The organism is Amycolatopsis speibonae (assembly GCF_042647925.1).
GTDB classification, from domain to species: Bacteria; Actinomycetota; Actinomycetes; order Mycobacteriales; family Pseudonocardiaceae; genus Amycolatopsis; species Amycolatopsis speibonae.
Genome location: NZ_JBHRWK010000024.1, coordinates 76,100 through 97,297, shown reverse-complemented (window position 1 = coordinate 97,297; position 21,198 = coordinate 76,100). Strand labels below are relative to the sequence as shown.

Here is a 21,198-nt window from a genome sequence, read left to right as displayed (position 1 = left end):
GCAAGCGGAAATGAGCGAAACCGAGGGACAGGCCGAGCTGCTCGCCATCGACGCCGAGTACCTGTGGCATCCGTGGTCACCGAGCCGGGTCAGCCCCGACACGCTCGTCGCGGTGTCCGGCAAGGGCTGCGAGGTCACCGACGCCGACGGCCGCACGTATCTGGACGCGAAGTCGTCCGGCTTCAACGCGACGCTGGGGTACGCCTGCCAGCCGGTCGTGGACGCCATCGCCACGCAGGTCGCGAAGCTGATGACCTACGACATGGGCGAGGGCGCCAACATCCCGGCGATCCTCCTGGCGCAACGGATCGGCGAACTCGCCGGCCCGGCGCTGACCCGGACCTTCTTCTGCAACAGCGGTTCCGAGGCGATGGAGGCCGCGATCCGCATCGCGCGCTTCTACCAGGCCGTGCTCGGCTCACCCGACCGAGGGCTGATCGTCTCGCTGCGCAACGGTTACCACGGCGCCACGATGGCCGGCGCCGCGACAGCCGGGGCGCCGTCGCCGATCTCCGACGACCTGACGCCGGGCGGGTTCATCACCGTCCCGGGGCCGGAAGAGGGCATCGGCGCGCTGAAAGGTTTCCTCGCCGACCACGGGAAGCGCACCGCGGCCGTCCTCGTCGAACCGGTCCAGTCGCGCGGCGCGTACGTCATGCCGGAGGACTACTTGCGCGGCGTGCGGGAGCTGTGCGACGAGCACGGGATCCTGCTGGTCCTCGACGAGGTGACGACCGGCTTCGGCCGCACCGGGCGGATGTTCGGCTTCGAGCACGCCGGTGTCCAGCCGGACATCCTGGCGACCAGCAAGGGGCTGGCGGCGGGCTACATCTCGCTCGGCGCGGTCACCACCACCCAGCACGTCTTCGAAGTCTTCGACAGCAACAAGAAGATGGCCGGGTTCGTGCACGGGCACACGCATTCCGGGCACGCCACCGCTTGCGCGGCCGGACTCGCGGTGATCGACCACATCGAGTCCGAAGACCTCCTCGCGAACGTCCGGGCCCGTGGCGAGCAGCTGCTCACCGCGCTGGAACCGTTGCGGGAGCTGGACTGCGTGACCGACATCCGCGGCCGCGGCCTGATGATCGCCGTCGAGATGGACCGGTCCCGTCGCGCCGCCCACGTGCGGAAACTGATGCGCGACAACGGGGTACTGGTCCGGCGCACGGTCAAGAACGTCGTGCTCGCGCCGCCGCTGATCCTCACCGCCGAGCAGGCGGACCGGATCTCGCGCGAACTGCTCGCCGCCACCGAGAAGGCCGCCCTCGTCGAGTTCTGAGGGCGGCCCCGCCGGGGGTCAGAGCAGGATGTCGCCCAGCAGCTTGGCGAAGCCTTCCGGGTCCCAGATGAAACCGCCGTGATCGCCGGGGAACTCGACCACCTCGACGCCGAGTTCTTCGGCGAGCGCGGCGCACGTCCGCTTGGTGAGCAGACCGCCGGAGTCGGCGCCGAGGCCGACCACGACCCGGAACGGGCCGTCGCGCAGCGCGTCGAGTTCGGGGACGTAGCGCGTGGTCGTGCGGAGCTCGTGGACGAAGAACCGGCGCCCGTCCTCCTGGTCCTGCTCGGGGGAGTCGCTCGGCGGCGGGCCCGCCTCGTCCTCCTCGAAGCCCGAGGTGCCGAGGAACTTCGTCCAGGCCGCTTCGAGGCCGTCGGTCTCGAACGCCTGCACGATGCCGTCGACCTCGGCGTGCTGCTCGGCCGCGTCGGGCAGCAGGGTCAGCGCGGGCGGCTCGTGCGCGACGACCGTCCGGATCCGGCCGGGGTGGCGGGTGGCCAGCGCGAGGGTGGTCATCGCGCCGCCGCTGGAGCCGAAGACGTCGGCCGTTTCGGCGCCGAGGTGGTCCAGGATCGCGATGACGTCTTCGGCGCGCTTCTCCGGGCTCGAATCCTCGTCCGGGTCGTCCAGTGGGCTCCGGGAGATGCCCCGGGGGTCGTGGGTCACCACGGTGAACCGGCTCGCCAGCGCGTCGGCCAGCGGGGCGAAGGCGTCCGCGGCCATCGGTGAGCCCATGGCCAGCAGCAGTGGTCCGTCGCCGCGGACCTCGTAGTGCAGCCGGCCGCCGGGGATGGTGATCTCGTTCGTGCTGGTCATCTCGGTCGTCCTTCCTCGATCTTCCGCCCGTCGGGTGGCGGCGTCACAAGGTGAGACTCCGGGCCGGGCGCGAACTCATCGCTCGCGCCCGGCGATTTCGGACATTCACCCGATAGTGGTCATCCGGCGGTGAAGATCTTGCCCATGATCCGGCGGGAAAGCGCCCGCGGGGAGTAGGCCAAGAACGCCGTGAGCAGGCGTGCGACGGTGCCGGGCACGGTGATCGTGCGCCCGTTGTCCCAGGCCTTCAGACCGCCCCTGACAACCTCTTCGGCCGTCGTGAAACCAGGCGTCTTCTCGACCGTGTCGCCGAGCCCGGCGACGTCGCCGAACTCGGTCGAGGTCGCCCCGGGGCACAGCGCCATGGCCCGCACACCGGTCCCCGTCAGCTCCGCCGAAAGGGACTCGGTGAAGGACAGCAGGAAGGCCTTCGTGGCGCCGTAGACGGCCATGTTCGGGGTGGCGAAGAAGCCCAGGTTCGACGCGACGACGATGATGCCGCCCGAGCCGCGCGCGACCATCTTCGGCACGGCCTGCGTGACCAGGTTGACGTTCGCCGTCACGTTGAGCTGGATCATCCCGAGGGCGTCGGCCGGATCCGATTCGTGGACCCGGCCCCTCGATCCCCGCCCGGCGTTGCAGACGACGAGATCGGCGCCGCCGAGTTCTTCGGCCCGGCCGAGGATCGCTTCGGCCGCACCCTTGGAGGTGACGTCACGGACGAAGGGGACGATGAAGCCGTTGGAGCCCTTCGCCAGCTCTTCGAGCCTGTCGGCGCGGCGGGCGACGGCGAGGACGCGGTAGCCGCGGTCCCGCAGCACCCGCGTGAACTCCGCGCCGATGCCCGAAGACGCCCCGGTGACGACGGCCAGTGGCGCGTCGTGGACGGACCCGCCGCTCATGACCGCACCAGCGAGGGCTCGCCCAGGCGCACCGGGACCTCCTTGTGCCCGTTCATGATGAACGTTCCCTGGCCCTCGAGCTCGTCGACGCCGACGGCGAGCTTCAGGTCCGGGTAGCGGGCGAACAGCGCCGGCAGCGCGATCCGCAGCTCCAGCCGCGCCAGCGGCGCGCCGAGGCAGAAGTGCGCGCCGTGCCCGAACGACAGGTGGGTCTTGTCGGCGCGGGTGGCGTCGAACTGCCCGGCGGTCTCGCCGTGGTTCTCCGGGTCGCGGCCGATGGCGGTGAAGCCCATCAGCACCGGGTCGCCCTTGCGGATGGTGACCCCGGCGACCTCGACGTCTTCGGTCGCGTACCGCAGCGGCAGCTGCGCGACAGGGGCGTTGACCCGCAGCGCCTCTTCGATGACGTCGTCCCAGGAAACCTGGCCGCTGTCCAGCAGCGCCTTCTGCTCGGGCTGGCTCAGCAGCGCGACGACGGCGGCGCTGAGCGCGTTCATCAGCGTCTCGGAACCGGCGCCCAGCATGAGGTGCAGGGTGCCGACCATCTCCTCGTCGGTGAGCCTGCTGCCGTCCTCCTCGCGCGCGGCGAGCAGGAGGCTGGTCAGGTCGTCGCCCGGGTTCTCGCGTTTGAACTCGGCGAGGTCGGTCAGTTCCTGGTGCCACAGCTCGACGTTGGCCTCGGCCTCGTCACCGGTGGTGGTCGTGGTGACGTTGACGCCGGCGCCACGCAGGGCCGACGCGCGGGCCGACTCCGGCACGCCGAACATGTCGCAGATGACGCGGGCGGGCAGCGGGGTGGCGAAGCGGCCCTTGAGGTCGATGACTTCTTCCGCGCCGAAGCCGGAGAGGCCGTCGAGCAGGTCGTCGACGATCTTCTGGATCAGCGGGCGGGTCAGCTCGACCTGCTTCGGCGTGAAACCGCGGGAAACCAGCTTGCGCAGGCGCATGTGGTCTTCGCCGTCGTTCGTGGTCATGTTGTCCATCAGGAGCCAGCCGATCAGCGGCCAGTTCGCGGGGATCTCACCCTCGGTGTACTTGGTCCACTTCTGCGGGTCCTTCGCGAACCGGTTGTCGCCCAAGACCTGACGGGCCGCCTGGTAGCCGGTCACGGACCACCCGATCACCCCGCCGGGCAGTTCGACCTGGGTGATCGGACCCTGCGCGCGGAGAGCCTCGCTCTCCGCGTGAATGTCCGTACCCGCGATGTCCAAGGTGTAAGGGCAGCGGCTTTCCATCGGATCTTCTCCTCAACGCTCGAAAAGGGTTGTGCTTACTGGGACCGGAAGAACACCGTGAGCAGCGGGGCGCCCGCCTTCTGGTTGAACAGATGCCCCTCGTTCATGCACACGTACTGGCCGTTGGGGAGCCCGTCGGCGAGGGCGTGGCAGTTGTCGATCAGCCAGGAAGGGCTTTCCCGGCCGCCGATGACCAGGGTCGGCACCCCGATCCCGGGCAGTTGGTCGAACGGGACGGACTCGTGGTTCGCGTCGAGGATGGAGTCATACAGCGTCGTCGGGGCCATGGCCTCGAACGACGGCCAGATGGGAAGGGATTTGAACCCCTCGATGGTTTCCGAGCTGAACCGGACGTTCTCCTTCAGGAACAGCGCGACGGCGTCGGTGCGGTGATCGGCGGCCACCATCCGCTCCAGATCGTCCATATAGGACTCGGGGAGTTGATGGCCGCCGTAAGTGGGCTCGTACAAAGCCATCTTGCCCATCGGGACGCCCTTCGCCGCCGCCTGCATGGCGATCAGGCCGCCGGTGCAGTTGGCGAAGATCGCCGCTTCGGGGCCCGCCGCCGCCAGGACCGCCGCCAGGTCTTCGACCTCGCGGTCGACCGTGTAACCCGAAAGGCCGCCGTTGTCCTCGCTGTTCCCACGGCCGCGGCGGTCGTAGTTGTAGACGGTGAAATCCTCCGAGAGCAGCTCGGCGAGGTCGGCGAACATCGCCTTCTCGTTGAGCCCGCCGCCGAGGATGATCACCGGTGGGCCTTCCCCGGACTTCTCGAAGGCGATCCTTGTCCCGTCCGCCGAGGTCACGTGTTCGAGTACGAGACCGCGTGTCCCGAACCCGATGTTGTCGAGACTGGCCGCGGTTTCCTGGTTCGCCATCACGAATCTCCCGCCTGTCGAAACTCGCTTCCCACGCTAGGTCGCGCTCACCTCCATGCCATCTCCCTGCTTGCCCGCATGCTTCGCGACCGGGCCGCCCGGGAGGGGCGAACCCGACATAGTGCGCAAAGGGTATCCGCCTTCAAGATCGCTCCGCTTCTCCTGGGTTGCGAACAGAATTCGTTGACAAGCAACCTCGAAGATCCGTAAATTCATTACCGGAAGCGCCGGGGAACAATACGAAAATATCCCCCGCCATTCATTCCACCCGCCCCCCGATGAAGGAGTAAACAGTCATGCGCAAAAGCGTTTTCGCGAAAACCGTCGCCGGTACCGCCGCCGCTCTCGGCATGCTTGTCGCCTTCCAGGCGCCCGCGTCGGCCGAAGCCCCCTCGGCGACGGTGACGCCGTCGTCCGGGTTGGCCGACAATGCCGTGGTCCAGGTGGGTGCGTCGGGGCTGACGGCGGGGGCGGCCTACACCGTCGGCGAATGTGCGGAAGTGTCGCCCGGCGTGCTCGCCTGTAACGCTTCGGGCCGGGTCGACGTGACCGCCGCGGGCGACGGAACCCTTTCCACTCCGCTGACCGTGAAGAAGAGCTTCGAAGGAATTCTTTTCGACGGCACTTCGTACGGCACCGTCGATTGCGCCGCGGTCACCTGCGTGATCGGTCTGGCGGACGCCGCGGGCAACGGACCCGCCGGTGTCGCCCTTTCTTTCCAGTAGCGGCGGAACGCGTAAGGACACGGGTCGCCACGCGGCGATCCGTGTCCTTATGTCCGCTTGAGGTGAAACTCATGATCGAGACGGTGTAACTCACCGGGAAGGAGTGAACCGGACCCTGCCCGATCGTGCGATCGGAACCTACGCTCGTTTGCGCAGCTTGATGGGGGTTTCTGGACCGCAAAGGAGCATTTCCGTGGCACGTCCAATCAAGAAGATCGTGATCGTCGGCGGCGGGACAGCAGGCTGGCTGTCCGCCGCGTACCTGAATCGCGCCTTCGGCAGAAAGGTCGACATCACCCTCGTCGAATCACCGCGGATCCCGCGGATCGGGGTGGGTGAGGCCACGGTCCCGACGCTGCGGACCACCTTCGCCTTCCTCGGGATGGAGGAAGAGGACTGGATGCCGAAGACCAACGCGGTCTTCAAATCCGCCGTCCGGTTCAACGACTGGCGCAAACCGCACGAGGGCCGCGAAAGTCACACCTACTACCACCCGTTCTTCGACGTTCCCGAACCCGCGGTGCGGAACTACGAGAAGCCGTTCCACAAGCGATTCGGCCGTGGTGTCTCGCTCGCGCACTTCTGGCTGAAGCAGAGGCTGGCCGGGGACACGCGGGTGCGCGAGACCTTCGGCGACGCGGGAATGGCGCTGCAGCGCCTGTGCGAGCTGAACAAGGCCCCGAAACCGTTGCCCGGTACCGACGCGCCGGACCCCGGCTACCGCTACGCCTACCACTTCGACGCCGCGCTGATCGCCAAGTACCTCCGTGACCTGGCGACCGGCCGCGGCGTCAACTTCGTTTCGGCGGACGTGACGTCGGTGACCGTCGACCCGCGCGGCGTGATCGAGAAGGTCGTCACGGACACCGCCGGCGAGATCGAAGGCGACCTTTTCCTGGACTGCACGGGATTCCGGGGCCTGCTGATCAACCAGACGCTGAAGGAGCCGTTCGTCAGCGCCAACGACGTCCTGCTGTGCGACTCCGCCGTCGCGCTCCCGGCGGAGCACCAGGAGGGTGGGCTGCGGCCGTACACCTCCGCCACCGCGAAGCCGGACGGCTGGATCTGGGAGATCCCCCTCGCGGACCGCGACGGCACCGGCTTCGTCTACTCCAGCGCGTTCACCACGCCGGAGAAGGCCGAAGCGAAACTGCGGGAACACCTCGGCGGTCGCGACTACGACACCGCGGGCAACCACATCAAGATGCGCGTCGGGCACAACCGCCGCTCGTGGGTGAACAACTGCATCGCCGTCGGGCTGTCGAGCTGCTTCGTCGAGCCGCTGGAGTCCACCACGATCGCGCTCATCGAGTACCAGCTCGCGTTGCTGGTGCTGCACTTCCCGGATTCGGACTTCGACGAGCGCCGCAAGGCCCGGTACAACGAGCTGATGGTGAGCGCGTTCGAGGATCTGCGTGACTTCATCGTCATGCACTACAAGCTCACCGACCGCGACGACACCGAGTTCTGGAACGCCGTCCGCGAGGCGCCGATCCCGGCGAGCCTGGAGGAGAAGCTCACCGAGTACGCGGAGAGCGTCATCATCCCGGACGGCAGCCAGTTGCGGCTGTTCGAGACCCGCAGCCTGTGGGCGATCCTGTCCGGAATGGACTTCGACTTCAAGAAGGCCCCGCCGTCGGTCGACCTGATGAACGACGCCGCCGCGTGGGAGATGTTCGAGCAGATCGACAAGGAGCGCGAGATCTACTCCGCCGGCCTGCCCAGCCACCGCGAGTACATCGAGGCCCTGCACCGAGGCCTCTGAACGCGCGTGAAGGCCCCCTTCCCTCTGCTCAGCCGAGGGAAGGGGGCCTTCACGCGGAGTGGGTCAGCCCGCGAGGGGGAGGTCGTCGCGGTCGGAGTCGTTCTGGCCGTCGACACTGCGCAGGTGCCGCTTCCTGTTGCCCCTCAACAGGGTCACCGTCACGACGAGCCCGATGACGGCGAAGATCACGCAAGCCACGAACGAGGCCTGAAGCCCGGCGGTGAACTCCGCGGGCCCGCCCGGCGCGGCGGTGAACGACGTCGACACCGAGGTGACCACGGCGACGCCGAGCGCGCCGCCGATCTGGAACGAAGCGACGTTGATCCCCGACGCCGCCCCGCTGTCGGCCTGCGGGACCTTGGACAGCGCGGCCACCGAGGCGGCCGCCATGCCCGCGCCGAGACCCGGGCCGAAGACGACCAGGCCCCACAGGATGTCGGCCCCGTAGCTGCCGTTCACCGGAACCTGGGAAAGCAGCAGGCAGCCGGCGCCGAGCAGCACGAGACAGGCCGCGACGACCGGCCGGACACCCAGCCTGGTGACCACGGACTGGCCGACGTACGCGCCGACGAACGCCAGCGTCGGCATGACCGACTGCAGCACACCGAACTCCAGCGGGCTATAGCCGAGGACGACCTGGCCGTACATCGAGATGGTGACCGAAAGCCCGAAGGCCGCCATACCCATCGCGACGGTGACGAGGTTGCCGCCCGCGAGCGCCGGGCGCTTGATCAGCGCCAGCGGCACCAGCGGCGCCGACGAACGCTTCTCCACCGCCACGAACAGGGCGAGCAGCCCGGCGGCGACGGCGAACAGGATCAGCGTCGGCGCGCTCGTCCAGCCCCACACCGGCGCCTGCACGACGGCGAGGATGATCGCGACGAGTGCGAGTGTGCTGATTACGGCCCCCGCGACGTCCTGGCTGCGGCGCTTGCCGGAATCGCGGCTCTCCTGCAGGAGCACCGGCGCGAGCAGCATGACCAGCACCGCGATCGGCACGTTGACGTAGAACACCCACTGCCAGCCCAGGGTCTGGGTGAGCAGCCCGCCGACGAGCAGGCCGGCCGTCGCGCCGATCCCGCCGATGCCGGACCAGCCCGCGAGCGCGGTGTTACGGCTCTTGCCCTCGGGGAAGGTGTTCATGAGGATCGACAACGCCGTCGGCACCATCAGCGCCGCGGCGATCCCGCTGAGCGCCCGCGCCGCGATGATCACCGCCGGGCTCCAGGCCAGACCACAAAGGACGGACCCGACGAGGAACAATGCGGTGCCGAGCACGAACACCCGGCGCCTGCCGAAGTGGTCGGCCGCCCGGCCGCCGAGGATGAGCAGCCCGCCGAAGGTGATGAGCTTCGCGCTCAGCACCCATTGCGCGTCGGCGGGGGCCATCCCGAGATCGGGCGCCAGCGACGGCAGCGCCAGGATGACACTCTGCGAATCCAGCAGAACCGCGAAGTTGGCCGCGCACAACAGGACCAGCGCGGCCCAGCGGAATCGGACGGCGTTGCCAGCCGCCTGGAGATGACTCACCGGAACTCCTTGTGCTTGTAGCGAAGGGAGCGGATCAGGCCGCGGGACGCTCGGCCTCGCCGGTGTCCGTCTTGGCGGTGGGGAGCGTGGTCACGGTGGCGTTCTTCTTGCCACCGACGGAGAACAGCACCCGGCGCATCATCGACGGCTTCATCAGCGCCTGCGGCGGGTCGATCAGGGAGATGGTGCGCATGAACCCGCGCGCCACCACCGGGTCGTTCGCGGCCGCCGCCATCACCTTCGACATGTAGGCGTTGCCGATCTTGGTCGCGAGAGTGCGCTTGCCGCGCACCGTCTCGTAACCGAGGTCGGCGGAGGCGGACATCATCCACGGCGAGTCGATTTCCTTGGCCAAGTCACGGAAGTAGCCGCGGAACGTCGGCTCGACACCCTTCTCCAGGTGCTTGCGCAGGACGTTCGCGCCCATCGCGGCGACCGTCATGCCCTGGGCGTACACGGGGTTGAAGATGCACGCGGCGTCACCGAGGATCAGGTAGCCGGCGGGGAAGCGGGTCAGCTTCTCGTAGTGGCGGCGGACGCTGGCCGGGAACCGGAACGAACCGGCGGGCGCGCGCTGCTCCGCGTTCTCGATGGCGTTGTAGACCTCCTTGACCGGCAACGTCTTGGCGTAGGCCAGGAAGCCGTCGTGGTCGGTCGGCGCCCGGTCGCCCGCGATGCCGGTGAGGGTGAGGGCGTAGCGGTCGGCCAGCCGCGCGAAGATGCCGCCGCGCGGGAAACCCGGGGTCGCCGTCGGGACCAGCGCGATGTCCTCGCCGAGCGGGTCGACCGGCAGCGGGCCGACGAAGTCCATCGTCGTGTAGGTCAGGTCCATCTGGACCTTCTCCTCCGGCGCCTTCTCGTAACCGAGCTCCTCGAGCCAGCGCGGGGACCGCGAGCCGCGGCCGGAGGCGTCGACGATCAGGTCCGCGCTGATCACCTCCTCGCCACCGCCGTCCCGGCTCTGCACGCGGACACCGGTGATGCGCTCGTTGCCCTCGTTCGCGACCAGCCCGACGATGTCCGTGCGCTCACGCAGGACGACGCCGGGGCGAGGCAGCGTGCGCGACCGCAGGAAGTGCTCGATCACCGGCCGGTTCGCGGCCACACAGGCCATCCCGGTGTCGGTGACGGCGAACATGTCGCCGTTGAAGTAGTAGTGGCAGGTCGACCCGTAGTCGCCGACCGGGACGCCGGCCGCGATCATGTCGTCGACGAACCCGGGGAACAGGTCCTCGATGATGATCCGGCCGCGTTCGAGCAGGGCGTGGATGTGGATCGCCCACGAGATCGCCGGGCGCAGATCCGTCCCGGCCGCGGTGAGGTCGTCGCGTTCGATGACGGTCACCTGGCTGTAGGCGTCGGAAAGCACGCGGGCGGCGAGCATCCCGGCGATGCTGCCCCCGAGCACGACGGCGTGGTCGCCGATCTTCGTTCCCATTGGCGTGTGCCTTTCGGTGGTCAGGTGCGTGGACGAATACGAAAAACGCTAGGCCCGTCGGTGGCCGCGCACTTCTCCCGCTTTGCGTAGCGCTTCTCCGGGTTTGCGAGCTTGTTCCGCGGCGGTGTCCCGGTGCCCCGTGAACGCGTAGTTTCCGTTGTGGACCTCCGCGCCACGAGGAAGGAGCACGAATGGGTTCGGCGTTCGTCGTCCGTTATCAGACGACCACGGAATCCGCCGGTGAGAACGAGAAACTGGTGGAGGCCGTCTTCGCGGAATTGGCGCGGGAGCGGCCGGATGGGCTGAGCTACGCGTCTTTCAAACTCGACGACGGGGTGAGTTTCGTCCACGTCGGTGTCGTCGAGGGCGACGGGAACCCCCTCGCCGCGTCGACCGCGTTCCACGAGTTCCAACGGGGCATCCGCGAGCGCGCCCCGGAAGGACCGGTACCCAGTGGGGCCACGCTCATCGGCTCCTATGGCTTCTCCAGTGCCGAAAACGGAAACCGAAACGAGGAGAGAGACCGATGACCGCTACCGCCGACACCGCCACCGGCGTCGCCGCCCTGCCCGGCCAGATCGTCGCCGCCTGGGCCCGCCACGACGCGGAGGCCTTCGCCGACGTGTTCGTCGAGGACGGCACGATGATCCTGCCCGGCGTCCACGTCAAGGGCCGCGACAACATCGCGAAGTTCATGGCCGGCGCGTTCGCCACCGCCTACCAGGGCTCCCAGGTCACCGGCACCCCGTTCGACGCCCGCCAGATCGCGCCCGGCGTCGTCGTGCTCTACACCGAAGGCGGCGTGATCCAGGCCGGCGACACCGCGGTCGCCGAGAACGCCAAGGTGCGCGCCTCGTGGACCGCTGTCCTGCAAGACGGCGAGTGGAAGCTGACCGCTTACCAGAACACCCCGCGGGACTGACGTTCCCACACACGAAAGCCGCTTCGCGACCTTAGGGTTGCGAAGCGGCTTTCGTGCGTTCGGAGTGGTGGGGGCGGTGACGTCTCGGTACAGGTGGTCGTGAGTGATAAATGCCGTTAGAACGACACTTACCACTCACGACCCACCTGGTCGAAGGTGCCACCCTGGGGTTCGGTGACTCGGCGTCGTGTCCTGAAGGCCCCCTTCAGGACGTTGAACGTCTTGAAGGGGCCCTTCAGGACATGCCGCGGCGCGGCTCAGGGCACCGGAAGCCCCTTCACCCCGACCGACAAGACCCCTTTGCCGTTCGGCCCACTAACCCGAAGGCGGCTTTCGAGCGGTCGGGTGGGTCGTGAGTGGTAAATGCCGTTAGAACGACACTTGCCACTCACGACCACCTCGACCCGCCGCTCACGCGAGTCACGCCTCTTATCTCACCGGAAGAACTTCGTCAGCAGTTCGGCGCCCAGCGTGTCGTCCATCAGGTGCCCGGCGGTGTCCATCGTGACGTACTCGCCCCGAGGGATCCCGTCGGCGACGGCCTGGCACATGTCCTTCATCCACTGTGGACTCTTGTTCCCGCCGAGCACGAGACTCGGCACCGTGATGGCGCCCAGCTCCTCGACGGGGACGCGGTCCGCGTCGTCGGACAGGATCGAGTCGTACGGCATGGAATGCGCCATCGCCTCGAACGCCGGCCAGATCGGATGCGTCGAGAAGAACTCGATCTCGTCCTCGGTGAAGAGCGCGTCCCACTTCAGGAACAGTGAGACAGCCTCCTTGATCTTGTCCTGCTCCAGCAGTTCCATGAGCTGCTCGGTGTAGCCAGGCGGGACTTTCGGGCCGCTGTACGGAGGTTCGTACATGGCCAGTTTGAGCATCGGGACGCCGCGCGCGGCCGCCGGGACGGCGATCATCGAGCCGGTGCAGTTCGCGAAGACGTGGGCGGTGCCGCCCGCGGCCTCGATCACCGCGGCCAGGTCCTCGATCTCACGGTCCACTGTGTACGGTCCGACCCGTTTGTCGTCGCTGTCGCCCCGGGCACGGCGGTCGTAGTTGTACACCGTGAAGTTCTCGGACAGGCCTTCGGCGAGTTCGGCGTGCATCGCCTTCTCGTTCAGGCCGCCGCCGATGATGATCACCGGCGGACCGGTGCCCGACTTCTCGTAGGCGATGGTGGTGCCGTCGGCGGACGTCACCTTCTCGATCGGGAGGTCGCGGTTGCCGTAGTCGAGGTTCTCGATGTTGGCGTCAGTCACTGGTGCCCCTCGCGCGCAAGGCCTGCTTGAACTTCCGGAGGTCGTCGAGGAAGAGGTCCGGCGCTTCCAGGCCGGGGAAGTGCCCGCCCCGGTCGAGCCGCCGCCACTGCACGATGTCGGAGAACGCCCGCTCCGCGTAGGTGCGGATCGGCTCCATGATGTCGTACTTGTAGGCGGCCACCCCGATCGGCGTCGAGATCGGCGGCAGGGGAGCGACGAACGTCTTGTACTCCTCGAACCTCGGATGCGCGACGGCCAGTTCGGGGTGCGGCGTCGCCGACGTCCGGGTGAAGGCCGCGTTGTCGCAGTAGAAGTGTGCCGCGTTGCCTGCCGAACCGGTGAGCCAGTACAGCGTCACGGTGGCGAGCAGGTCGTCGCGGTCGAAGACCTCTTCGGGCGAGTCGACGGCGCCCGACCAAGCGTGGAACTTCTCGATGTACCAAGCGAGTTGCCCGACCGGTGAGTCCGCCAGACTGTAGCTCAGCGTCTGCGGCCGGGTCGCGTGCTCGACCATGTACCCCGGCGCGGGGAGCATGTACGGGTCGAGCAGTTCGAGCTCTTCCTGGCTCAGGCCTTCGAGATCACTCGCGTCGGCGGGCTGGGTCACGAGGAAGTTCACGTGCGCGGCGAGCACGTTCTCCGGCTTCATCGCGGCGAGGATGATGGAGATGAACGAACCCCAGTCCGCGCCCTGCACGATGTATTTGTCATAGCCGATCTCGGCCATGAGCTTGCCCCAGATCTCCGACATCTTGGGCACCAGCCAGCCGTGCTGCGTCAGCGGCGTGGAGAAACCGAAGCCGGGCAACGTCGGGATGACGAGGTGGTAGGCGTCCTTCGGGTCGCCGCCGTGGGAGCGCGGGTCGGTCAGTGGCCCGATGAGGTCCAGGTACTCGATGATCGAGCTCGGCCAGCCGGTGGTCATCACCATCGGCGTCGCGTCCGGCTCGGGCGACCGCACGTGCAGGTAGTGGATGTTCGCCCCGTCGATGTTCGTGACGACCTGGGGGAACTGGTTGATCTTCGCTTCCGTCGCGCGCCAGTCGTACTCGGTACGCCAGTACTCGACGAGCTCCTTCAGGTAGGACTGCGGAACACCGCGGGTCCAGCCGACGTCGGGAGTCTCGGCGGGCCAGCGGGTGTCGTCGAGCCGTCTGCGCAGGTCGTCGATGGCTTCCTGCGGAATGTCCACTTTGAACGGTGTCATGACTTGGTCCTTAGCACGTCGGTGATGGCGGTGGAGATCTCCGCGGCCTGCTCCTGCTCCAGTACGAGCGGCGGGCCGACGACGAGGGTGGGCCCGTAGTCGCGGGCCAGGACGCGGTGCTTGCCGCGCAGGTCGTCGATGATGCCGACCATGCGGTCGAACGGCATCGGCTCGCCGGTGTTCGGGTCCGCGGTCAGTTCGATGCCGACCATCGCGCCGTGCACGCGGACGTCGTGCACGATCGGAAGGTTCCGGATGCCTTCGAGGCCCTCGGTGAACCAGCTCTCGATCTTCTTGGCCTGGCCGAGGATGTTCTCCCGCTCGATGATGTCGAGGTTCGTCAGCGCCAGCGCGCACGCGACCGGATGTCCCGAGTAGGTCAGCCCGTGGAAGAAGAACTTCTCGGGGTTGCCGACCATGACCTCGCCGATCTCGTCGCGCATGAGGACGGCGCCGAGCGGCGCGTAGCCGCTGGAGATCCCCTTGGCGGTGACGATGATGTCCGGGCTGTAGTGCGCCGAGGCGAACCAGTCGCCCGTGCGGCCGAACCCGGTGATGACCTCGTCGGCGATCAGCAGGATGCCATACTTGCTCAGGAGCGTGCGGATCCGCGGCCAGTAGTCCTCCGGCGGCACGATGACGCCGCCACCGCCCATCACCGGCTCGCCGATCATCGCGGCGATCTTCTCCGGCCCGACGCGGAGGATCTCGGTTTCCAGCTCCTGCAAAAGGAAGTCCGTCGGGTCCTGGCCGCCGAACATCTCCGGGTGGGACACCATCGGCGGGCTCACTTTGGTGACGTGCGGCATGGTCGGTCCGGCGCCGAAGTGCATGTCGTCCATGCCGCTGACCGAGCCGCCGGCGAGAGTCGTTCCGTGGTAACCGAACTGCCGTCCGATGATCCAGGTCCGCTCGGTGTCGCCGCGTTCGAAGTGGTACCGCCGCGCGATCTTGAGCGCCGCTTCCGTGCCGTCCGAACCGCCGCTGGTGAAGTGGATCTTGGTCATCCCCGCCGGCGCGAGCTCCGCGAGCCGGGCGCCGAGCCGGATAGCCGGTTCGTTCGAATATTCGCGCCACAGCGAGAAGTACTCCAGCTTCTCCGCCTGTGCCGCCGCGACCTCGGCCAGTTCGGCGCGCCCGTGGCCGACGGCGACCACCCAGTTACCGCCCGCCATACCGTCGATGAACGGGACGTCCGCGGCGTCCCAGACCACGGATCCCTTGCCGCGGACGAAGATGTTGCGTTCGGTCCGCGTCGGGTTCTGGTGCGGGTGGATGAGGTGCTTGCGGTCCAGGGCCTGGAGCGCGGCCGCGTACTCCGCGCTCCCTTGCCCCTCGCTGGCGATGGTCATTTCGGCGTTCCCTCCGCGGATTCCGGCAGCAGACACGAACCACGCTAGGGGAGACGGGCAAAGCGGCCTTCTCGCCGATTGCCGCAGGATTCAGGAATTCTTGCCGCAACCGAGGAGAAACCGGTCCCCCGTCGATCTTGCTAAATTCCCGTTATGGTCGATTTTGTCGTGGTTGGTGCCGGTGCGTCCGGTTGCGTCCTCGCTAACCGGTTGAGCGCGGACCCCTCCGTCTCCGTCGTGCTTGTCGAAGCCGGGCCGTCCGACGATCATCCGAACTTCGTCGTCCCCGTCGCCGGTGGGAAATTCTTCAAGACCCGGTACGACTGGGACTTCGACACCCACCAGGAGCCGTACTGCGAAGGGCGGCGGGTCTACCTCCCGCAGGCGCGTGTGGTCGGTGGCGGGAGTTCGGTGAACGGCGGTGCCTACGTCCGCGGCAACCGCGCCGACTTCGACGAGTGGGATCAGCCGGGCTGGGATTTCGCCGGGATACTCCCGTATTTCCGCCGCTCGGAAGACAACGAACGCGGTGAGGACGAGTTCCACGGCGTCGGCGGTCCGCTGCGCGTCAGTGACGGGCGGACGGGGAACCCCAGTTCCGCGGCGTTCACCGCGGCCGCGCTCGAAGCGGGCTACCACCACAACGCCGACTTCAACGGTGTCACGCAGGAAGGGTTCGGCGCGTTCCAGGTCACGCAGCGGGACGGCCGCCGGGCCAGTACCGCGTCGGAGTTCCTGCGGCCCGTGCTGGACAGGCCGAACCTCACCGTCGAGACCGACCTCGAGGTGCACCGGGTGCTCGTCGAGAACGGCCGCGCGGTCGGGATCGTCGGCAACCGGCTCGACGAGATCGTCGAGATCCGCGCCGAACGCGAGGTCGTCATCAGCGCCGGCACCTACAACTCGCCGAAGATCCTGATGCACTCCGGGATCGGGCCCGCCGACCACCTCCGCGCGTTCGGCATCGACGTCGTCCTCGACCTGCCCGACGTCGGGCAGCAGCTTCAGGATCATCCGCATGTCTGGCTGAGCTTCGGTCACGACAAGCCGGTGAGCCTCCTCGCCGCCGGGGACCCCGAACACGCTCAGGCGTACGAGCGCGACGCGAGAGGCTTCCTCACCTCGGGCGGCCCGGAGACCGGCGGTTTCGTGACGACCACCGGCGACGCCCCCGACCTGCAGTTCATCTGCATGCCGCTGATGATCTCCGACGGCTTCCTCTCGCCACCGTCCCGGCACGCGCTTTCGTTCGGGGCCTCGGTGGCGAAGCCGCGCACGCGCGGGAACGTGACACTGTTCAGTTCGGAACCGACGGCCAAGCCGAAGATCGTCCAGAACTACCTCGCCGACCCGGCCGATCTCGCGATGGCGATCGAGGGAGTGCGGATCAGCCTGGAACTGTCCCGGCAGGTCGCGCTCAAGCCGTACACGCTCGACGCCATCGCCGCTCCCGCCTCCGACACGGTCGCGGAGCTGGCCGCTTTCACCCGGCGGAACGTGCTCACCGGCCACCATCCGGTGGGGACCTGTGGAATGGGCAGGGTCGTGGATGCGCAATTGCGGGTTCGTGGAATAGAATCACTCCGTGTCGTGGACGCTTCCGTCATGCCGACGATCGTGCGGGGCAATACCAACGCCCCGGTCATCGCCATCGCCGAGAAGGCCGCGGACTTGATTCTCCACCCGGGCTCATGAACTACGACCAGGAAGATCTGAGAGTATGGCTGAGAAGACTGCACCGCACGCGATCGACGTGACTTTCACGGCCGAAGTCATTCCCGACGGAAACAGTGGCTGGCCGTGTGTGAACATGCCGGACTCGGCCGAGTTCTTCGGCACCGGCAAGGCCGTCAAGGTCAGCGGCACCGTCGACGGTCACGACTACGAGGCGAGCATGCTCCCGATCGGCGGCGGCGTGCACATGATGCCGCTGCGCAAGCCGTTCCGGAAGGTCATCCAGAAGGAGATCGGCGACAAGGTCACCGTGCACCTGACCAAGCGGATCTCCTAGCAGCACAACGAAAGGGCCGGATCGGGGATTCCCCGGTCCGGCCCTTTCGCGTGGGGCTATTCGCCGCCGGTCCAGATCGGCCGCAGTTCGACGCTCTGTCCGGGAGCGGCGAACTCCTCGGCGATCTCGTCGGCGCGGGCCTGGTCCTTGGCCTCGATCAGGAAGAAGCCGGCGAGGTGGTCCTTCGTCGACGAATACGGTCCGTCGCTCTTCTTCTTCGAGCCGTCCGAAGCGACCTCGTAAAGGCTCGCCTTGGCCGGGTCGCCGAGCGCTTCCCCGCCGACCAGCTCACCGTTTTCGTGCAAACGGCCGAGCAACGCCTCGAATGCCTCGAAGTGCTTCTTGCGCTCGTCCGCGGGAAGGCCGGAGAACTCCGGGGTGAATTCCTCCACGGGGTGTCCCCACGGCTCGGGGTGCGAGTAGAGGAGGACCATGTACTTCATTCTTTTCTCCTTCTTACTTCCGCTTGTAGGCTGCCATCGTGGCGGAGCCGAATCCGGCGATCAGCACGATACTGGCGACGAGCACCCAAATGATCTCGCCGACGTTCGGGCTGCCGCTCATCAGGCCTCGCATCGCGGTGACCAGATGGGTGATGGGGTTCCAGCTGACCGCGGCTTCGAGCCAGCCGGGCATCGTCGACGGCTGCACGAACACGTTGGACAGGAAGGTCAACGGGAACAACGCCACCATGCTCACGCTCATCACGGTCTTCTCCGACCGCATGGACAGGCCGAGGAAGGTCCAGATCCAGGAAAGCGAGAACGAGAACACCAGCAGCAGGGCCACCGCGCCGACCGTACCGGCGATGCTGCCCAGGTTGTAGCCCATGATGAGGCCGACGCCGATGATGACGACGCAGCCGATGAGGTAGCGCAGGAAGTCGCCGAGCAGGTAGCCGACGATCGTGGCGGGGCGCCAGATCGGCAGCGTCCGGAACCGGTCGAAGACACCCTTGGCGATGTCGCTGTTCACCGCGACACCGGTGTACATCGTGATCATCACGACGGTGATCGCGAGGATGCCCGGGAGCAGGTAGTCCAGGTACGCCTCGGTCGAACCGCCGATGGCGCCACCGAAGAGGTACGTGAACATCACGGTCATGATGATCGGGAAGCCCGTGACGTCGAACAGTTGCTCGGGCAGGTGCTTGATCTTCAGCGCGGCCCGCCAGCCGAAGGTCAGCGAGGCGGAGAGCGCGCTGGGACGCTTGGGCCGGTCGACCGACGCGAGTACCGCGTCGAGCGCGTCGACGTCGGCGGGCCGGGTCTCCTCGGCCGCCTCGGTCGTTTCGGTCGGCTTGATGGTGGAAGTCATCGGTTCGCCCCCTCCTTGGCGGCGTTCTCCGGCGTCGCGGGCCGGTCGGTGAGCGCGAGGAACACCTCGTCGAGGCTCGGCTGCCCGAGCGAGAACTCGTCGACGACGATGTCCCGCAGCGAAAGTTCGTGCAGTGCCTTGGAAGCCCACTCGGCCATGCCGGCGTCGCCTTCCACACCCGGGATACGGGCGCTGACCAAGACCTCGTCGTGCTCCGAAAGCGTGGGCTGCTCCAGGAAACGGGCGAGCACGTTCTGCGCGTCCGTCCGCTGGTTTGAGTGCCGCAGGCGCAGGTGGATCGCACCGACGCCGATCGACGCCTTCAGCTGGCCGGGCGTGCCCTCGGCGATGACCTTGCCGTGGTCGACGACCGCGATGCGGCTGGCGAGCTGGTCGGCCTCGTCGAGGTACTGGGTGGTCAGCAGCACCGTGGTGCCGCGTTTGACGACAGCGCGCACGATGTCCCACACCTGGTTGCGGCTGCGCGGGTCGAGGCCGGTGGTCGGCTCGTCGAGGAAGAGCAGATCCGGGGTGTTCACGATGCTGGCGGCGATGTCGAGCCGCCGCCGCATACCGCCGGAGTAGTTCTTCACCTGACGCCCGGCCGCCTCGGTCAGCCCGAAGGCGTTGAGGAGCTGCTCGGTGCGCGCCTTCGAGGCGGCCTTGCCGTGGCCGAGCAGACGGCACAGCAGGATCAGGTTTTCGGTGCCTGTCAGGTCGTCGTCCACCGAGGCGTACTGACCCGTGAGGCTCACTCGTGCACGGACGGCGTCCGCCTCGCGCACGACGTCGTGACCGAAGACCTTGGCCTGTCCTCCGTCGGGACGCAGCAACGTCGCCAGCACCTTCACGGACGTGGTCTTTCCCGCCCCGTTGGGGCCGAGAACGCCATACACCGTCCCCGCGGGAACTGTGAGGTCGAGCCCGTCGAGTGCTCGTTTGTCGCCGTAGATCTTGGTCAACCCGGACGCTTCGATCGCGGGATCCCCGTCGCGGTCCTTTGTCATGATCGAACCCTTCTGGTTCTGTTTACCTTCCATTCTGGCGACGGCGGATCACCACGAACAGTGATCAGGCCACGACCGCGATGTGAAGAGTTCATGGTCGCCGATCACGGGCGTGAATGCTTCTCCCGTCGTGCTCTCCCCCGCATCACCCGCAGCCGAGGAGATGTCCCGCTGACGGTGCGGCAGAGAATCGGGGCATTGCCTGACTGCGCTTTAGGGAGGACGAAAATGACCTGGTACTCCGACGATGGCCTGTGGTCGGGATTCTCCGAGTTGATGTGGCCGCAGTACCTGACCGTCGAGGCCGACGAACTCGTGCGGGAGTCGCCTTTGCTGGCCTTCCCGTCGGGATCCCGGGTGCTCGACCTGTGCTGCGGGCCGGGCCGGTTCGTCGTTCCGCTCGCCCGCAAGGGTTACCAGGTGACCGGCGTCGACCTCAACGCCCCCGTTCTGGACCGCGCCAAGCAGGCCGCCGCCGACGCCGGTGTCCCGGCGGAACTCGTCCAGGGTGACATGCTCGAATTCGTGCGTCCCGGCGGTTTCGACGTCGTGCTGAACATGTACACGTCGTTCGGCTACTTCGACGAAGCCGAAAAGAACTTCCAGGTGCTGCGCAACGCGCACACGAGCCTGGCGCCGGGCGGCAAGCTCCTGCTGGAGGTGTACGGCAAGGAGATCGTCGCCAAGAACATCGGCCGTACGCACGCTTTCCCGCAGCCCGAAGGCATCGCGTACATGCGCCACAGTGTCCTCGAGGACTGGACCAAGCTGCGTACCGACTGGACACTGGTCGACGGCGACGTCGCGCGTTCGGCGCACATCCAGTCGTTCATCTACAGCGCGGCCGAACTGCGCCGCCTGTTCGAGGACGCCGGCTTCACCGACATCGAGGCCTACGGCGGTTTCGACGGCGCGCCCTACGACAAGCGTGCCAAGCGGCTCATCGTCCAGGGCGTCAAAGCCTGACCCCTTTCCGCGTGAAGGCCCCCTTACCTCGGCCACGGTTTCAAATGACCAGCCGAGGGAAGGGGGCCTTCCCGCGCTATACGTGCGCTGGAGTGTCCACAAGGGATGCGAGGAGTTCGCGGACCCGGCGGTCCATGTCGTCGCGCAGCGGCCGGATCCCGGTGATCCCCTCGTGTTCCGGGTTGGGCACGATCCACTCGACGTACCGCGTTCCGTCGGCGACCGGATAGGTCGTGCAGCCCATGGTGATCACGATGTCGGCGGCGTCCACGTCCTCGTAGGTGACCTGACTCGGCACCTCGCCCGAGATGTCGACGTCCCATTCCGACAACGCCCCCGCCACCAGCGGGTTGATCTTCTCCGCTGGATCACACCCCGCGGACCGCACGGTCACCCGGCCGAAACCGTGGTGTTTCAGCAACGCGGCGGCCATTTGCGACCGGCTCGCGTTGTGCACGCACACGAAGAGGATATCCGTCATCGCCCGCCCATTCTGTCCGTATCGGTGACTCGCTACCGAGGCTACCCGTGAATTCCTCATCGGAACCGCATGAGAATCAGAGTGGCAATCGGGGAGAAGTTCATC

General features: G+C 67.4%; 21 protein-coding genes. 8 read left to right on the top strand and 13 right to left on the bottom strand.

The window, feature by feature from the left end:
* The first annotated feature begins 10 nt into the window (after positions 1 to 10).
* Positions 11 to 1,282, top strand: a complete 1,272-nt coding sequence (locus ACFOSH_RS18025; protein WP_378240090.1) for an aminotransferase family protein — start codon at positions 11 to 13, stop codon at positions 1,280 to 1,282.
* A gap of 18 nt (positions 1,283 to 1,300) precedes the next feature.
* On the opposite strand, the gene ACFOSH_RS18020 is transcribed toward ACFOSH_RS18025, so the two are convergent.
* The 4 genes from ACFOSH_RS18020 to ACFOSH_RS18005 all read right to left on the bottom strand — a co-directional run bounded on the left by ACFOSH_RS18020 (position 1,301) and on the right by ACFOSH_RS18005 (position 5,113).
* Positions 1,301 to 2,098, bottom strand: coding sequence for an alpha/beta fold hydrolase (locus tag ACFOSH_RS18020; RefSeq protein ID WP_378240089.1), 798 nt, complete (start codon positions 2,096 to 2,098; stop codon positions 1,301 to 1,303).
* A gap of 119 nt (positions 2,099 to 2,217) precedes the next feature.
* Positions 2,218 to 3,000: an SDR family NAD(P)-dependent oxidoreductase gene (locus ACFOSH_RS18015; RefSeq protein ID WP_378240088.1), complete on the bottom strand. Its 783-nt coding sequence runs from the start codon at positions 2,998 to 3,000 to the stop codon at positions 2,218 to 2,220.
* Positions 2,997 to 4,235: a cytochrome P450 family protein gene (locus ACFOSH_RS18010; protein WP_378240087.1), complete on the bottom strand. Its 1,239-nt coding sequence runs from the start codon at positions 4,233 to 4,235 to the stop codon at positions 2,997 to 2,999. The genes ACFOSH_RS18015 and ACFOSH_RS18010 overlap by 4 nt, the downstream gene beginning before the upstream one ends.
* 35 nt (positions 4,236 to 4,270) lie before the next feature.
* Complete coding sequence (locus tag ACFOSH_RS18005; protein ID WP_378240086.1) at positions 4,271 to 5,113, bottom strand: alpha/beta fold hydrolase; 843 nt, start codon at positions 5,111 to 5,113, stop codon at positions 4,271 to 4,273.
* A gap of 296 nt (positions 5,114 to 5,409) precedes the next feature.
* Here ACFOSH_RS18005 and ACFOSH_RS18000 point away from each other — a divergent pair, with 296 nt between their 5' ends.
* Both ACFOSH_RS18000 and ACFOSH_RS17995 read left to right on the top strand, forming a co-directional pair.
* The gene (locus ACFOSH_RS18000) at positions 5,410 to 5,838 is read left to right on the top strand and encodes an enediyne antibiotic chromoprotein (RefSeq protein ID WP_378240085.1); all 429 of its coding nucleotides are present in this window, start codon (positions 5,410 to 5,412) and stop codon (positions 5,836 to 5,838) included.
* A gap of 193 nt (positions 5,839 to 6,031) precedes the next feature.
* Entirely contained in the window at positions 6,032 to 7,603 is a 1,572-nt protein-coding gene (locus ACFOSH_RS17995; protein WP_378240084.1) for a tryptophan halogenase family protein, read from the top strand.
* Between the two features lie 63 nt (positions 7,604 to 7,666).
* Here ACFOSH_RS17995 and ACFOSH_RS17990 read toward each other — a convergent pair whose 3' ends face one another.
* Together ACFOSH_RS17990 and ACFOSH_RS17985 are read right to left on the bottom strand one after the other, a co-directional pair.
* Positions 7,667 to 9,133, bottom strand: coding sequence for an MFS transporter (locus ACFOSH_RS17990; protein WP_378240083.1), 1,467 nt, complete (start codon positions 9,131 to 9,133; stop codon positions 7,667 to 7,669).
* Positions 9,134 to 9,167: 34 nt separating this feature from the next.
* Positions 9,168 to 10,571 carry an FAD-dependent oxidoreductase gene (locus tag ACFOSH_RS17985; RefSeq protein ID WP_378240082.1) on the bottom strand — a complete coding sequence of 468 codons (1,404 nt, stop codon included), beginning with the start codon at positions 10,569 to 10,571 and terminating at the stop codon, positions 9,168 to 9,170.
* Positions 10,572 to 10,762: 191 nt separating this feature from the next.
* Here ACFOSH_RS17985 and ACFOSH_RS17980 point away from each other — a divergent pair, with 191 nt between their 5' ends.
* Complete coding sequence (locus tag ACFOSH_RS17980; protein WP_378240081.1) at positions 10,763 to 11,101, top strand: hypothetical protein; 339 nt, start codon at positions 10,763 to 10,765, stop codon at positions 11,099 to 11,101.
* Positions 11,098 to 11,493, top strand: coding sequence for an SgcJ/EcaC family oxidoreductase (locus tag ACFOSH_RS17975; RefSeq protein ID WP_378240080.1), 396 nt, complete (start codon positions 11,098 to 11,100; stop codon positions 11,491 to 11,493). Before ACFOSH_RS17980 ends, ACFOSH_RS17975 begins: the two co-directional genes overlap by 4 nt.
* Positions 11,494 to 11,927: 434 nt before the next feature.
* Here the strand turns inward: ACFOSH_RS17975 and ACFOSH_RS17970 are convergent, their stop codons facing one another.
* Genes ACFOSH_RS17970 through ACFOSH_RS17960 form a run of 3 tightly spaced genes read right to left on the bottom strand, consistent with a single transcriptional unit; the run spans position 11,928 to position 15,311 of the window.
* Entirely contained in the window at positions 11,928 to 12,752 is an 825-nt protein-coding gene (locus tag ACFOSH_RS17970; protein WP_378240079.1) for an alpha/beta fold hydrolase, read from the bottom strand.
* Positions 12,745 to 13,959 carry an epoxide hydrolase family protein gene (locus tag ACFOSH_RS17965; protein WP_378240078.1) on the bottom strand — a complete coding sequence of 405 codons (1,215 nt, stop codon included), beginning with the start codon at positions 13,957 to 13,959 and terminating at the stop codon, positions 12,745 to 12,747. Before ACFOSH_RS17965 ends, ACFOSH_RS17970 begins: the two co-directional genes overlap by 8 nt.
* Positions 13,956 to 15,311: an aminotransferase family protein gene (locus ACFOSH_RS17960; RefSeq protein ID WP_378240076.1), complete on the bottom strand. Its 1,356-nt coding sequence runs from the start codon at positions 15,309 to 15,311 to the stop codon at positions 13,956 to 13,958. The genes ACFOSH_RS17965 and ACFOSH_RS17960 overlap by 4 nt, the downstream gene beginning before the upstream one ends.
* 153 nt (positions 15,312 to 15,464) lie before the next feature.
* Here ACFOSH_RS17960 and ACFOSH_RS17955 point away from each other — a divergent pair, with 153 nt between their 5' ends.
* Both ACFOSH_RS17955 and ACFOSH_RS17950 read left to right on the top strand, forming a co-directional pair.
* Positions 15,465 to 17,006 carry a GMC family oxidoreductase gene (locus ACFOSH_RS17955; protein WP_378240075.1) on the top strand — a complete coding sequence of 514 codons (1,542 nt, stop codon included), beginning with the start codon at positions 15,465 to 15,467 and terminating at the stop codon, positions 17,004 to 17,006.
* A 25-nt stretch (positions 17,007 to 17,031) separates the two neighbouring features.
* Positions 17,032 to 17,322, top strand: a complete 291-nt coding sequence (locus ACFOSH_RS17950; protein WP_378240074.1) for a DUF1905 domain-containing protein — start codon at positions 17,032 to 17,034, stop codon at positions 17,320 to 17,322.
* A 56-nt stretch (positions 17,323 to 17,378) separates the two neighbouring features.
* Here the strand turns inward: ACFOSH_RS17950 and ACFOSH_RS17945 are convergent, their stop codons facing one another.
* The 3 genes from ACFOSH_RS17945 to ACFOSH_RS17935 are packed head-to-tail and all read right to left on the bottom strand — an operon-like array spanning position 17,379 to position 19,646.
* Positions 17,379 to 17,765, bottom strand: a complete 387-nt coding sequence (locus ACFOSH_RS17945) for a YciI family protein (protein WP_378240073.1) — start codon at positions 17,763 to 17,765, stop codon at positions 17,379 to 17,381.
* Between the two features lie 13 nt (positions 17,766 to 17,778).
* Complete coding sequence (locus ACFOSH_RS17940; protein WP_378240072.1) at positions 17,779 to 18,639, bottom strand: ABC transporter permease; 861 nt, start codon at positions 18,637 to 18,639, stop codon at positions 17,779 to 17,781.
* Positions 18,636 to 19,646, bottom strand: a complete 1,011-nt coding sequence (locus ACFOSH_RS17935) for an ATP-binding cassette domain-containing protein (protein ID WP_378240070.1) — start codon at positions 19,644 to 19,646, stop codon at positions 18,636 to 18,638. The genes ACFOSH_RS17940 and ACFOSH_RS17935 overlap by 4 nt, the downstream gene beginning before the upstream one ends.
* Before the next feature lie 228 nt (positions 19,647 to 19,874).
* Here ACFOSH_RS17935 and ACFOSH_RS17930 point away from each other — a divergent pair, with 228 nt between their 5' ends.
* Complete coding sequence (locus ACFOSH_RS17930; RefSeq protein ID WP_378240069.1) at positions 19,875 to 20,612, top strand: methyltransferase domain-containing protein; 738 nt, start codon at positions 19,875 to 19,877, stop codon at positions 20,610 to 20,612.
* Between the two features lie 76 nt (positions 20,613 to 20,688).
* Here the strand turns inward: ACFOSH_RS17930 and ACFOSH_RS17925 are convergent, their stop codons facing one another.
* Entirely contained in the window at positions 20,689 to 21,093 is a 405-nt protein-coding gene (locus ACFOSH_RS17925; RefSeq protein ID WP_378240068.1) for an arsenate-mycothiol transferase ArsC, read from the bottom strand.
* Between the last annotated feature and the right edge of the window lie 105 nt (positions 21,094 to 21,198).

What these genes read in the sequence shown, in the direction of transcription:
- ACFOSH_RS18025 (WP_378240090.1), top strand. Translation starts at nt 11, where the DNA reads ATGAGCGAAACCGAGGGACAGGCCGAGCTGCTCGCCATCGACGCCGAG.
- ACFOSH_RS18020 (WP_378240089.1), bottom strand. Translation starts at nt 2,098, where the DNA reads ATGACCAGCACGAACGAGATCACCATCCCCGGCGGCCGGCTGCACTAC.
- ACFOSH_RS18015 (WP_378240088.1), bottom strand. Translation starts at nt 3,000, where the DNA reads ATGAGCGGCGGGTCCGTCCACGACGCGCCACTGGCCGTCGTCACCGGG.
- ACFOSH_RS18010 (WP_378240087.1), bottom strand. Translation starts at nt 4,235, where the DNA reads ATGGAAAGCCGCTGCCCTTACACCTTGGACATCGCGGGTACGGACATT.
- ACFOSH_RS18005 (WP_378240086.1), bottom strand. Translation starts at nt 5,113, where the DNA reads ATGGCGAACCAGGAAACCGCGGCCAGTCTCGACAACATCGGGTTCGGG.
- ACFOSH_RS18000 (WP_378240085.1), top strand. Translation starts at nt 5,410, where the DNA reads ATGCGCAAAAGCGTTTTCGCGAAAACCGTCGCCGGTACCGCCGCCGCT.
- ACFOSH_RS17985 (WP_378240082.1), bottom strand. Translation starts at nt 10,571, where the DNA reads ATGGGAACGAAGATCGGCGACCACGCCGTCGTGCTCGGGGGCAGCATC.
- ACFOSH_RS17980 (WP_378240081.1), top strand. Translation starts at nt 10,763, where the DNA reads ATGGGTTCGGCGTTCGTCGTCCGTTATCAGACGACCACGGAATCCGCC.
- ACFOSH_RS17975 (WP_378240080.1), top strand. Translation starts at nt 11,098, where the DNA reads ATGACCGCTACCGCCGACACCGCCACCGGCGTCGCCGCCCTGCCCGGC.
- ACFOSH_RS17965 (WP_378240078.1), bottom strand. Translation starts at nt 13,959, where the DNA reads ATGACACCGTTCAAAGTGGACATTCCGCAGGAAGCCATCGACGACCTG.
- ACFOSH_RS17960 (WP_378240076.1), bottom strand. Translation starts at nt 15,311, where the DNA reads ATGACCATCGCCAGCGAGGGGCAAGGGAGCGCGGAGTACGCGGCCGCG.
- ACFOSH_RS17955 (WP_378240075.1), top strand. Translation starts at nt 15,465, where the DNA reads ATGGTCGATTTTGTCGTGGTTGGTGCCGGTGCGTCCGGTTGCGTCCTC.
- ACFOSH_RS17950 (WP_378240074.1), top strand. Translation starts at nt 17,032, where the DNA reads ATGGCTGAGAAGACTGCACCGCACGCGATCGACGTGACTTTCACGGCC.
- ACFOSH_RS17945 (WP_378240073.1), bottom strand. Translation starts at nt 17,765, where the DNA reads ATGAAGTACATGGTCCTCCTCTACTCGCACCCCGAGCCGTGGGGACAC.
- ACFOSH_RS17940 (WP_378240072.1), bottom strand. Translation starts at nt 18,639, where the DNA reads ATGACTTCCACCATCAAGCCGACCGAAACGACCGAGGCGGCCGAGGAG.
- ACFOSH_RS17935 (WP_378240070.1), bottom strand. Translation starts at nt 19,646, where the DNA reads ATGACAAAGGACCGCGACGGGGATCCCGCGATCGAAGCGTCCGGGTTG.
- ACFOSH_RS17930 (WP_378240069.1), top strand. Translation starts at nt 19,875, where the DNA reads ATGACCTGGTACTCCGACGATGGCCTGTGGTCGGGATTCTCCGAGTTG.
- ACFOSH_RS17925 (WP_378240068.1), bottom strand. Translation starts at nt 21,093, where the DNA reads ATGACGGATATCCTCTTCGTGTGCGTGCACAACGCGAGCCGGTCGCAA.